This is a genomic window from Fusibacter sp., assembly GCF_057447755.1.
The window spans coordinates 1-13,012 of the sequence record NZ_JBVBZF010000082.1 but is presented as its reverse complement, the minus strand read 5'-3'; the positions used below and the strand labels follow the sequence as shown (position 1 = coordinate 13,012).

Below are 13,012 nucleotides of genomic sequence, written 5' to 3'. Positions count from 1 at the left end.
CCAATGAGCAAAGCACCCAGCATGGGATTGTCGATTTTTTCAAAAACCATTTCTTTAATAGACTCCTGGGAATGCTTTAAATCTAAAATATAGGATTTCGTAAGGCTGTCATCGCCGATTTCAATAAGGCCAATAATGACATGAAGCTTGTTCATAAATTCATGTGTGTTGGCCCTAAGCGCTTCAACAATCTGCTTAACGCCTGTGATTTCCTCAGCCATGGCAATGACCTCAGTTCGATCTCTAAAGGTGGCTAAGGCCCCTACGATTTTATCGCCATCCATAAGGGGGACTCGGTTGGTCATGATATGTGCCCCGTTGATTTTCTGACCCTTGTCATACTCCGCCACACCCGTTTCAAGCACTCTTGTGAGCTTTGTGGTGGGAAACAAGGCCAAGACATTCTTGCCGATGACATCGTGGTCCTTAACATTTAATATTTTAATGGCCGATTCGTTGATTAAAGTGATATCGCCATGCTGATCAATGGCCAATATGCCCTCATGCAAGGACTTGATCATGGCATCCTTTTCTCGATAAAGCTGGACGATTTCAAAGGGTTCAAGCCCCATTAAACTCTTTTTAATAAAAATTGATATGATGATTGCACCAAGGGTTCCGATGATAATGCCGATGATGGTATAAAAGATAATACTTTTTTCAATACTTTTTCGTGTAATGACCACATCGTCAAAGAGGTGGGCTACCATGACAAAACCAACTTGTTGGTTCTCATAATATACCGGCGCAAAGACTCTTACCGAACGCCCTAATGTCCCCGTAGCAATTGAAGCGTACATGTCCCCTTTTTCCACCACCCTCTTCTCATCACCACCGACGAAGGTCTCTCCGATTCGGTCGGGATTGGGGTGTCCATATCGGATGCCATTCATGTCAGCAACTGTTATGATTTCCACATCAATTAAAGCATTTAACTTGGCCTCAACATAATCCTGAATTGCTTGTGATGACTTATGATATAAGCCTTCACTGATGACGTTTGAATCTGCAATCACGCTTGCAACATTAAAGAGATTGGCCTCGGTAATTTCCTCCATCCTGCTCAGTTCAAATCGGCTCACGAAAAAACTACTTATGCCCGTGGAGAATATGATCACAAAAATAATGCCTATGGTGAGCTTTTGCTGAAGCTTCATGTTTTTCATATCTTAATCCCCCTAAAATTAGGTTGTTTTCTACATTCAATGAAGCGGTTTAAATGAAGTAGTCGAGGATTTCATTCAGTACCGCCTGCTTGAACGGGTCCATCAACTTGTTATAGATTAGGTAACAAGAACGCTTGGGCGGTTTTTCTGTAATTTCTTGTGCCGTAAAAGGTCCAGTCGAGGCTAAGGCATCAAAGATGGACCTTGGGACCACAGCCCATTTTTCTTCAGAATCAAGAAGTTCAAAAACAAGGTGGGCAGCGTCAACTCTCACCAGATAATCGTTAGGGGCCCACCAGCAATCATGCCAAATCTGATAGGCATAGCCCCAGTCCATATAGATTTCATTCTTGCTGTTGAGCTCAGAGGGGTCTACCCTTTTAAGATACTGTGAAGGCTCTCCGTAACGCACGAGAATCATCTCTTCTTCAAGGCATTTTTTTACAATGACATTTGGCATACTGAACTCACTTTTCACAAACCCCATGTCAATGGTTCTTGCTTTCACACTCTCATAAGTTTCCAATGTGTGTTGTGTCAATATAAGGGGCTTGGCCTCTTGAAAGGTTTCAAATATATGCTTATAGATTTTAGGCAATACGAAAAGGCTAATGCTATCTGCCACGCCAAATCTGATCTCCATCTTATCGACAACCTTTTGAATGCTCTCAGTTTCACGCTTCAAGACCATTAATTTTTCTGCCACACTTAAATATCGATGGCCCTTGTTTGTTAATATGATACCACGAACCCCTTGATTGCGTTCAAGTAATTTGTAACCAAGCTCAGCCTCCAATGTCTTTAGTCGATAGCTCACCGAAGATTGAGAAATATGTAAAAGCGCTGCTGCCTTTGAGATACTGCCACTTTCCACAACCGCAAGAAAGGCTTCAATTCCAATCAAATACATTAGTACCTCCATATATATATTATTTCGATATTTATTATTCAAAATATCTGTTTGTTGAATATTATATTATAAATTATCATTTAATTATAGACTGCAGTTCGCTTAATTTATAATCTTAATCTGTCAAATCGGGAGGTAAAATGGACTCAATATCACTATTACTTGTTATTGCTTCAAGTGTCATGCATGCATACTGGAACTACATCTTAAAAAGGGTGAATGGCGGCATCGTCTTCGTATGGTTTTTCACCACCTTAACCTGCTTGCTCTACTTGCCCTACATCAGTTTTCACTTCTTCACACTGCTCAAATCTCAGAACCCATTGGGCTGGCTGATCTGTGCAATGAGTATCACAACACATTTATTCTATTTTGTATTTTTAGACCGTGCTTATCTCTATGGAGACTTATCTGTCATCTATCCCATAACAAGGGGGCTTGCACCAATCTTCACCATTGTTTTTGCCATAGTTCTTTTTAATGAGCATCTGAAGCTATTCCAATTATTCAGCATTGGTCTTATCATACTGGGCACCTTTCTTGTTACGGGTTTAAGGGTCAGAGGCCTTACAAAGATGCCAAAAGCGATAGGCTTTGCAATTGTATGCGCAACAATGATTTCAGCCTATACACTTGTCGATAAATATGCCATGGCCATCTTGATGATTTCACCCTTCCTCTTGGACTTCCTCAATAACCTAGGCCGTATGATCACATTAACACCACTTGCCCTACTCAACCATCACCAGGTAAAATATACCCTTACTCATCATTTTAAAGAGGCTTTGATTATTGCCATTCTGTCTCCACTTACCTATTTGCTGGTCCTCTTTTCAATGAAATATCTCTCCATCAGCATCATTTCACCATTGCGACAATTGAGCATCCTATTTGGAAGTTTGATGGGTGTGCGTTTCTTAATGGAATCACAGAGTCTTTCAAAGGCATCTGGCGTTTTCTTAACCTTTTTAGGTGTGGTCATCATATGCATTATTGGATCATGAGTGGGCCACAGAAAGCCAGACAAAACCTCAACAGATCTTATTTCATATGGTGATTTAATGCATACATTAAAAAAAACCTATAAGCACCCTTCTCTTTAAAAAGTGTGCTTATAGGTTCTATCCTTAATATATTTTAGACAAACTCAAATCCCTTGTCTAGGTCTTCGATGATGTCTTCAAGGTCTTCGATGCCAACAGATATTCTCACAAGACCCTCGGTAATACCCGCTTTGAGCTTTTCATCAGGTGGCACAGCGGCATGTGTCATAGATGCAGGGTGCTGAATGAGTGAATCTACACCCCCCAAGCTAACTGCAAGTGAAATGAGATTCAAGTTGTTAAGCAGTTTTTCACCAGCCTCGTAACCACCCTTGAGTTCAAAAGCAATCATGCCACCCGGAGAAGTCATTTGTTTCTTAGCCAGCTCAAACTGAGGAAATGATTGGAGGCCAGGGTAGTAAACCTTTTCAACCTTTGGGTGATCTTCAAGGTATTTTGCCACTGCCATGGCATTCTCGCAGTGCCTATCCATTCTAAGACCAAGTGTTTTTAAACCTCTGGTCACAAGCCATGCATCAAAGGGTGAGCCTGTACCCCCTAAATTCAATAGATGAGGGCTCTTGATTTTATCAATATAGGCCTGCTTACCAGTGATGATGCCACCCACCACATCACCATGACCATTGATGTATTTGGTCACACTATAGACGGCAACATCAGCACCAAGGCTCATGGGTTTTTGAAGATAAGGTGTCATGAAGGTGTTGTCAACAATTAGCGCTGCACCATGTTCATGTGCAATTTTGGCTGCCATTTCAATATCGATCAGCTCTAAGGTTGGATTTGCAGGTGTTTCGATAAAAACGACCCTTGTATTGGGCTTAAAGGCCTGTCTAAAACACTTCTCATCATTAATTTTGACATAGTCCATTTCAATGCCGTACTGAAGGATTACCTTGTTGATCACGGCCACAGTTCCACCGTATAAGCAATCTGCCGCAATAAAATGATCACCTGCCTTAAGCAGTCCCAAAAGCGCAGTGGATACTGCCGACATGCCAGTGCTGGTATATAGACCCGCATCCGTATCGTCTAGAGCTGCCATTCTTGCTGCAACCTCATTGGTGTTGGGATTGCCAAGTCGAGTATATTTGTAACCATTATCTCGTCCAGCAAACCGGTCTCCCCCTTGCGCACAATCCTCGAAAACAAAGGTCGAAGTTTGGTAAAGAGGACTCACATGAGCACCGAAGTGCTTATCATGAATAGCGCCAAAGTGAATTGCTTTCGTATTAAATTTCATTTATCTGTCTCCTTATGTCTGTGATTATTCTATGAAACGGCATCTATGGCCATCCTTAAATTATTGAGGCCATCTTCAATGACCGACCGCGGACACGCAAGATTAAATCTCATGAACCCCTGCCCTGTATCACCAAACCAATGACCACTGTCCAGTGCGATCTTCGCCTTGTTAATGAAGAGGTCATCCAGTTCATCCTTTGTGAGATTAAGGGCCTTGCAGTCCAGCCACATTAGATAAGTGGCTTCCATTGGCAAGGGTTTAATTTTCGGTATATGTTTTTGGATGTAGTCGTTGGCAAAATCAATGTTTGATTTGATATATGCCACGAGCTCATCAACATATTGAGCGCCCTTCTCATAGACCACTTGAGTGACCTCTCTGCTGAACACATTGGACCTGTTTAAATCCAATAGCCCCAGTTCTTCACGGTAGGCCTTCATTTTTTCACTGTCCTTGACAATGCAATATGCGCTGTGTAACCCTGCAATATTAAAGGTTTTGCTAGGCGCTGTACAGGTAATGACGTGCTTGTCAAATGAAGCGTCCAGTTTTCCCAGAGAATAGTGCTTATGGGGTTTGAAAACAAGGTCAAAATGAATTTCGTCTGAAATCAAGAGCACCTCGTTGTCTTTGCAGATTTCCGCCAATTGCAGTAACTCTGATGCCTGCCATACACGCCCAACAGGATTGTGGGGGCTACATAAAAGCATCATGGTACATTCTGGTGCCTTTGCCCTTCTTTTTAGGTCTTCAAAGTCCATTTCATAGGTTTCGCCATTGAAGATAAGCACATTATCGGAAACCACGCGATTGTTCTTTTCAATAATTGACTTAAAAGGATAATAAACAGGGGATTGAATTAAAATTTGGTCACCAGGTTTAGTGAAAAGACGAATCATCATGTTGAGTAGAAATACAACACCAGGCCCGTACTCAATTTCACTTGGACTCACGATGACACCATGTCTCTTATTAAGCCAATCTGCAATTGCACTGTAATATTCAGGCATGCGCTTGGTATAACCAAAAATACCATGATCTGCTCTATTTTTAAGTGCCTCTAGCATAAAGTCCGGTGATTTAAAATCCATATCAGCAACCCAAAACGGCATTAAATCTGATCTGCCAAACTTTATATCCATCTCTTCATATTTCACTGAACTCGTATTGGTGCGATTTACTTTTTCGTCAAATTTGTACATTGATCAATTACCTTTCTTTAACTTACTTTAACGTCCTCTAAACTTGCATAGGCCTGTTCAAAGCCCTGATCCATCCAGTTTTTCCCTTCAACAAGTTTAGTTACCATCATTGCAGCTACAGCATCGCCTGTGGCATTTACCATGGTTGCAATTGCATCTGTCAACATTCCGATTGTTACGATAATTGGAATAACATCTGGATTAAAGCCATAAAATCCAACGATGATTAAAGACCCCATCATACCACCACCTGGAATACCGCTGATGACCACACCGCTCATAACTGAAATGGCAATGGCTGTGACCCATGTGCTCAATCCTGAAAACGGCATATTGAATATTCCAAATAGAAATGCAATTTTCATCAGTGTTGTAAGTGCAGTACCATCCATATGGATTGTCGCCCCAAGTGGTAATACGATATCTGATATATCCTCTGGAACGCCCATGCGTTTTGTGCCGTTTAGGTTTGTCGGCAAGGTTGCAATTGAGCTTTGTGTTGCAAGTGAAGTGACTACTGCAGGTAAAATGTTGGAATAGAATGCTTTTACACCTCTTGTGCCACCTGCATAGTATGCATATGCCGTAAAGCAAGTAAGAAAATAAACGATACAGATTGGGAAGAACATGATTACGGCTCTCGCATAAGCATTAATCAATTCTGACCCATATGTGCCTACCAATGAAGCAAAGTATGCACCCAATCCAATCGGCGCATAGAGCATGATCAAATTGATCATTTTCATAAAGGCATCCGAGCATATGTCTAGAAAATCTGTGACAGGATTGGTCACTAAACCCCTTTCTTTAGACACGAAACTCACACAATAACCAAAGGCAATTGCGAATATAATGAGTGGTAACATTGCATTTCTTGATAAGATTAAATTGAAATCTCCAACAGTAAGTGCTTTAACAACTTGATCCATCATATTCATCTGACTTGTTTCATCATAAGTCCCCATTTCGATGCTGACACCTTGAGCTGGTGGCACCACAGTAACGATTGCGATGATAAAAACAGAAGCGATTATACCTGTAACAAAGAATACAATAAGTGCGCTCTTTAAAATTTTACCCAATCGCTTCATATTCGTCATTTTAGCAACCGAACTTGAAAGACTGAAGAAAACGAGTGGAACAACAGCTGTAAACATCAAGTTTAAAAATATTTGTCCAAAAGGTTTGAACATTTGTGCATCTTCCCCCATGACTGCACCGACAATACAGCCTGTGACAATACCAATTAAGAGTAAAATCATAGATTTGTAGGATTTAAAAATTGATCGTTTTGTAATAAACTCAGACATATTAACCTCCCAATATAATGTTTCTTCATCAGCGCCGACGCATTATTCTATAGTGCAATATTGATGCCAAATACTTAAAACGCATCAAAACCTCTAAAATAGCAAATCAATAAACTTATGTATCCCAATAAACACAATTTAAAAGGGTTAACTGGCGATTTAAATCGCCAATTAACCCTTTTTCTAATGATTCTTGATAAAGTCGATTCCCCTTGGTGATATGGTGGTTCCGCCTCTTCCTGAACTCACCCATATAAGGTCTTTTTCCTTAAGGCTATTCATGATCGCCCGTATATCATACTCACTCAAATAAAGCTGGGCTTCAAATGCCTTTTCTGATATTGTCTTTCTGCCAAGTCGTTTTCTTTTTATAAAGCTCTCATGGAGCAGGCTCAAAACAAACGCTTCATTCTCATCCAGCGGTCCAGACAAGGCCTTGTTTTCAGATTTCCCCTCCAGAGGTGACTGGTGCATATAATGCGGCAAATCTTCCAATGTTATCAATGATTTTCCGACATTATCTAAGTACTCAATACAGTTTTTCAGTTCTCTGATATTGCCCTTCCAATCATAGTGTTTAAAAAACGTAAGCGTTTCCTCTGAAAGGTCAAATTCATATCCCTCTTTGTGTTTAATGTTTTCAATGAGAATTTCAATATCCTCAACGCGGTCTCTCAAGGGTGGTATATGAATGGGTAAAACATTCAATCTATAGAACAAATCCTGCCTAAAATTACCAAGCTCAACTTCCTTTAGTAGGTTCTTATTCGTTGCAGCAATGACCCTAAAGTTGACTTTGATGATTTTATTGCCACCAACCCGCATCACTTCCTTTTCTTGAATCACGCGAAGCAACTTAGCCTGAAGTTCAAGTGGCATTTCGCCGATTTCATCTAGGAAGAGGGTTCCGTTATGAGCCAGTTCGAGTATGCCCGTTTTACCACCCTTGGCTGCACCTGTGAAGGCACCTGCTTCATATCCAAAAAGCTCACTTTCCAGGAGATTTGCAGATATGGCGGCGCAATTTATGGCCACAAACTGCTTGCCCTTAAAGGGAGAGGCGTTGTGTATCGCCTGAGCTGTCAACTCCTTTCCAGTTCCACTTTCACCGGTGATCAGTACAGCGGATTTAGAATTGCCCATTCTTATGATGAGTTCACGAACGTCTTCAAGTGCTTTTCCCTCACCGATAATATGGTCGACATTGTACTTCGCAACGTGACCCTTATTGGAGAGCTGCAGTCTCAGCATATTTTGGCGGTCCTCTTCAGACTCGAAGTTCTCTATGATCATGTAAATGCCATCTAGCCCAGTGCCAAGCATCGCATCCTCAAGACCATTGATGGGCACAAAGGATACCGTCAACATTTTCTCCCCAACATTTATAAGCTGATTTAAAAGCGGTTTATTGGCCTTTAAAAACCGACTAAAATCCACCATGGGGAATACAGTTTGTGCCTTAATGCCTTCAAGCAATTGATTGCTACCCACCATTTCCCTTGCCACTTGGTTGCAATTTTCAATCACACCAGCGCCGTTAATGCTTAATACCCCCTTGTCCATAATGGAAAGCAGGGTTTTAAAATGCCGACTGAGCAAATTGGACTTACTAATGAGAAACTCAACGCCATGGTTATGGGATACGAGGTTTTCAAAGTATTCAGATACTCGAGCTGTGGCTAAGACATCTTCAATTTGCATGGCAACTGCAATTTCTAGGATGGTGTTCTTGTCAATCTTCCTATGTCCCAAGTCGATAATTTGTGTTACACCATTTGGTACATGGCCTACCTCGCCAGTGGTAATTGCCACTTTGAGGTCTGGAATTGAGTCCATGTTTGGATAAACCGGCACCAATTCAATCCCCTCAAGACCCAGCTGCTGCAATGTTGCGATGGTCTCAATACACATCTCAAAGCTCAAGTTTACAAGCATTGCGCTTCCTTTAATCACAGTCGTTTTAAGGAGATTATAGCCCTCCTTTGAGATGGTCAGTTTACAAATGATCACTTCAATATCCTTTGACAGATGCTTCTTGAGAATTTCATATTGTGAAATTGTACTAAAGAGCAATGCATCCACATTACTGATTGTATCAATGTTATTGGCTTCAAAGGAATAGGACACGATGTCAAAACTGTTGCCGAGTGCTGTTCTAATCTGATTGATGTATTCTAGACCGACATCCTTGCTTGAGGTCACTATACCGAGTCTCTTCTTCATACTTCCTCCTAAACTGGTCTAAACTAAAATATGTATTAATGTCAGATAAGTCCTAAGCAATGTCTCATTCCATCTGTGCATACCTTATTCTATACCATATTTTGCATAAAAATCTACTCATAAATCGCTCCAGAAAAAAATCGACTGCCAAAAAGTGTATTCATCCTCTAACTTCTTGGGGTCGATTTATGGTTTATGAGTGGATTTGAAGCCACTCTTATCATTCAATTGGCTTGTTTTAGCATCATAACATTATAGGATTTTACTAAAAAATGCCTTTGTTCTTTCCTCTTTAGGATGATTGATAACCGCTTCCGGTGTACCCTCCTCACAAATGATCCCCCCATCCATGAAGATCACTCTGTCGCCAACTTCCTTAGCGAAACCAACCTCATGTGTCACCACGATCATCGTCATACCATTTCTCGCAAGGTCCTTCATAACCTCGAGGACTTCTCCAACCAATTCTGGATCAAGCGCCGATGTCGGCTCATCAAAGAGCATGATTTTAGGTTTCATGGCAAGGGCTCTAGCGATGGCAACCCTCTGTTGCTGGCCGCCTGATAATCTTGAAGGATACTCATCCTTTTTATCAAGCAAGCCAACTGACTTAAGTAGGGCTTCTGCCTCTTTATAGGCACTTGCCTCATCTACTTTTTTGACGAGCATTGGCGCTTTCATGACATTTTCAATCGCCGTCAGATGCGGGAAGAGATTAAAACGTTGAAAAACCATCCCGAGTTCCATGCAAAGTTCTTGTGCATGTTCTTGTCCTATTTTGACCAGATCCTTGTCATTTTCACGCTTATCCGCTATTTCGCCATCTATATAGATTTCGCCCGATGTAATGCGCTCAAGGTGGTTCATGCATCTGAGCAAAGTCGATTTACCCGAACCACTTGCACCTAAAATACAGACGACTTCATTTTCACTTACAGTAAAATCGACACCCTTTAAGACTTCAAGGTCACCGAAGGCCTTATGGACATTAACGACTTTTATCATTTCTTTTTTTGATGTATTACTCATATACGCCCACCTTCTTTTCTAGTTTGTCAAAGCCCAATTGGATGATTGACGTTAAAATCAAATAAATACCCGCTGCATAGACATAATAAATCCAATTGCCAGATGAGCTACTCATGGTTTTGGTCGTACGGAGCAAGTCTGAGATTGCAACAGTAGACGCCAGTGAGGTATCCTTGATTAACATAATAAACTCGTTGCCAACAGAGGGCAATAAGCGCTTATATGATTGCGGTATAATGATTTTAAACATCGCTTGATTATAGCTCATTCCAAGCGCTCTTGCAGCTTCCATTTGTCCCTTGTCAATAGATTCGATCCCCGCGCGGAAGAATTCGGCCATGTAAGCTGTTGAATTCAGGGCGAAGGCTATAAAACAAGCCATCAAGGGATTTATTGGGAAGGGTTTTCCGAGCAAGTCTTTAACGATTAAGGGCATTGCATAAAAAATCATAAACAATTGTAATAATAATGGTGTTCCTCTAAAAAACCAAACGTAAACCCATGACACTTTATTTAGTAGTCTATTTTTTGAGATTCGGCCTATGGCCACAAGCATCCCTAATATGGTGCCCAAGATAACGGCAACAATTGCAATTATAAGTGTATAACCGGTTCCTTTTAATATGGCTTGTATTTGTATATCATTCAACATAAATTTACCCCTATCTCTCTATTTCCAGCTAAGAAGTTCAAAGGATAGAACTTCCTTCTAACTAATGATATATATAATATGACCCGCCACATTTACGTGACAGGTCATCATTTTAAGTCGTGGATTTTATTCGATCACATTAATTTCAGCATCAATATTTGTTGCAAAGTCAGCTGAGAACCACTTTTGAGATATCTCTGTCATTTTACCACTTGCTTGAAGTGATGCAATTGCCGCATTTACCTCTGCTTGTAATTCAGTATTTTCCTTAGCGATACAAACGCCTATTGGTTCGTTTGATAAAAGACCTGAAGTGATGCTGAAAGATTCAGGATCTGTTGAGATATAAAAACCGCCAACTGAGCTATCAACCATGATATACTGGATAGAGCCACCTTTAAGTGCTGCAAAGGCTTCCATTACTGAATCAAATTGTGACAATTGAATATCAGCACCATCCGCAATAAACTTTTTAGCTGCAATATCTGCTGTGGTTTCAAGTTGAACACCGACTTTTTTACCGTCAAGTTGTTCGATTGAAGTTGCTTGCTCACCGTCAGCAGCCGATACAATAACGATACCATTAGCAAGGTAAGGATCCGTCATACTGAATGCTTCTATACGGTCTGGTGTAATGCTAACACAAGAAACGATCATATCGTATTGTCCTGTATTAACGCCGTTGAAAATACCATCCCACGCCGTTGGTACATATTCAATCTCTGCACCCATCTCTTCAGCTAATGCTTTCGTGAAATCGATATCAAAACCGATGAGGTCATTTGTGGCTTCATCATGATATTCAAAGGGTGGATATGCATCATCCAATCCAATTTTAATCACTTTTTTTTCAACCGGCACGGTATCTGCAGGTGCCGTTTCAGTTGCAGTTGCCTCTGGTGTAGTAGCTTCTGCAGGCGTTTCTGTAGCTGTCTTTGCTGTAGATGCACATCCTGCGATTCCTACTGCAAGTAGCATGATCATTAGTAGCGCTATTATCTTTTTCATAGTGTCCTTCTCCTCATTTTAATACATTTTAAAGCATATTTATACATCTCTTCTAATTAATATACTAGCATTGATATCAAATATCAAGTATTTTTTTGTATTTTGACGAGATTTTTTTAAATCCTTGCTTGAACCACTGTCATTTCAAGATTTACAGTTACGCATACATATTCACATTTTCTTATTAATACATACCATATCAGCGTTTGACTTGTCTCTAACGCGGTATCATTTATAAAAAGGGGGACTGCTTATGAATTCTATCTTTAAAAAATCAATTGAACTCAATCTAAAAATCGAGAAATTTTTAGATACCATATCTCAAAGTTTGTTACTTTTAGAAAAGGCAATCATCGCTTATCTAGATGTGGATTACGAAACCTTTGAGGAAACCTTTAAAAGAATACGCACTTTGGAAACTGAAGCTGATAATCTTGAAGTTGAAATTAAAACATCACTCTATAAATTTATGCTCCTCCCAGATACAAGAGCTGATGTACTTTCATTGGTTAAGAGTCTCGACAACATCATAGATGCCACTGAGGAAATTTCTAAAGAATTTCACATTCAAAAACCAATTTTTCCGACTTCTCTTAATCCAACCATCTTGAACCTTGTTTCAAACTCCAACAAGGCAGCTGAAGCACTTTTACTTGCTGCGCGCGCCTTTCTTGGTGAGCTTCATTTAGCATCGGCCCATATTAGCAAGATCAAATTTTACGAACATGAATCAGATATATTGGAAGAAAAAATTAATTATGCACTTTTTAACGATCAAATCGTATCTGATTTAGCTGAGAAGAGACAACTTAAATACTTCATCAGCATGATTGCAGGCATTTCTGACGAAGCAGAATTAATTGGCGATAAGTTATCCATCTTTATCATTAAGAGAGAGATTTAGGTGATTGTATGAATATGAATTTATTTTACATTTCCAGCGGTTTGTTTCTCGGGTGGTCTCTTGGTGCAAACGATGCAGCGAATCTCTTCGGAACGGCTGTAGGTGCCAAGGTCGTGCGGTTTAAGACCGCAGCAATCATCATGAGTATCTTTGTAATTATTGGTGCAGTTTCAAGCGGAGCAGGGGCAAGCCATACCCTTGGAAAACTTGGTGCAATCTCTTCCCTACCGGGTGCCTTTATTGTCGCTTTAGCGTCTGCTGTTACAGTGTTTATTATGACAAAATACGGCCTCCCAGT

The 13,012-nt window shown here is 40.4% G+C and carries 12 protein-coding genes; 3 read left to right on the top strand and 9 right to left on the bottom strand.

The features are described from left to right. The coding region (locus tag AC220I_RS11145) for a PAS domain-containing protein (RefSeq protein ID WP_486723907.1) at positions 1–1,166 on the bottom strand (1,166 nt) is incomplete at its 3' end. 49 nt (positions 1,167–1,215) lie between these two features. Further along, positions 1,216–2,076, bottom strand: a complete 861-nt coding sequence (locus tag AC220I_RS11140) for a LysR family transcriptional regulator (RefSeq protein WP_486723906.1) — start codon at positions 2,074–2,076, stop codon at positions 1,216–1,218. Positions 2,077–2,216: 140 nt separating this feature from the next. On the opposite strand from AC220I_RS11140, the gene AC220I_RS11135 reads away from it, so the two are divergent. Next, positions 2,217–3,080 carry a DMT family transporter gene (locus AC220I_RS11135; RefSeq protein ID WP_486723905.1) on the top strand — a complete coding sequence of 288 codons (864 nt, stop codon included), beginning with the start codon at positions 2,217–2,219 and terminating at the stop codon, positions 3,078–3,080. A gap of 133 nt (positions 3,081–3,213) precedes the next feature. Here AC220I_RS11135 and AC220I_RS11130 read toward each other — a convergent pair whose 3' ends face one another. The 7 genes from AC220I_RS11130 to AC220I_RS11100 all read right to left on the bottom strand — a co-directional run bounded on the left by AC220I_RS11130 (position 3,214) and on the right by AC220I_RS11100 (position 11,810). Beyond that, positions 3,214–4,383: a trans-sulfuration enzyme family protein gene (locus AC220I_RS11130; RefSeq protein WP_486723904.1), complete on the bottom strand. Its 1,170-nt coding sequence runs from the start codon at positions 4,381–4,383 to the stop codon at positions 3,214–3,216. A gap of 29 nt (positions 4,384–4,412) precedes the next feature. Continuing rightward, a complete protein-coding gene (locus AC220I_RS11125; RefSeq protein ID WP_486723903.1) occupies positions 4,413–5,588 on the bottom strand; it encodes a MalY/PatB family protein in 1,176 nt (391 codons plus the stop codon). A gap of 17 nt (positions 5,589–5,605) precedes the next feature. Next, complete coding sequence (locus AC220I_RS11120; RefSeq protein WP_486723902.1) at positions 5,606–6,898, bottom strand: dicarboxylate/amino acid:cation symporter; 1,293 nt, start codon at positions 6,896–6,898, stop codon at positions 5,606–5,608. A gap of 183 nt (positions 6,899–7,081) precedes the next feature. Next, positions 7,082–9,121, bottom strand: a complete 2,040-nt coding sequence (locus AC220I_RS11115; RefSeq protein ID WP_486723901.1) for a sigma-54 interaction domain-containing protein — start codon at positions 9,119–9,121, stop codon at positions 7,082–7,084. 252 nt (positions 9,122–9,373) lie between these two features. Then, positions 9,374–10,126 carry an amino acid ABC transporter ATP-binding protein gene (locus tag AC220I_RS11110; RefSeq protein WP_486723908.1) on the bottom strand — a complete coding sequence of 251 codons (753 nt, stop codon included), beginning with the start codon at positions 10,124–10,126 and terminating at the stop codon, positions 9,374–9,376. 16 nt (positions 10,127–10,142) lie between these two features. Next, positions 10,143–10,802 carry an amino acid ABC transporter permease gene (locus AC220I_RS11105; protein ID WP_486723900.1) on the bottom strand — a complete coding sequence of 220 codons (660 nt, stop codon included), beginning with the start codon at positions 10,800–10,802 and terminating at the stop codon, positions 10,143–10,145. 126 nt (positions 10,803–10,928) lie between these two features. After that, positions 10,929–11,810 (bottom strand): substrate-binding periplasmic protein, encoded by an 882-nt coding sequence (locus tag AC220I_RS11100; RefSeq protein WP_486723899.1) that lies wholly within the window; start codon positions 11,808–11,810, stop codon positions 10,929–10,931. A gap of 253 nt (positions 11,811–12,063) precedes the next feature. On the opposite strand from AC220I_RS11100, the gene AC220I_RS11095 reads away from it, so the two are divergent. After that, positions 12,064–12,714, top strand: coding sequence for a DUF47 domain-containing protein (locus AC220I_RS11095; RefSeq protein ID WP_486723898.1), 651 nt, complete (start codon positions 12,064–12,066; stop codon positions 12,712–12,714). A gap of 8 nt (positions 12,715–12,722) precedes the next feature. After that, the coding region (locus AC220I_RS11090) for an inorganic phosphate transporter (protein WP_486723897.1) at positions 12,723–13,012 on the top strand (290 nt) is incomplete at its 3' end.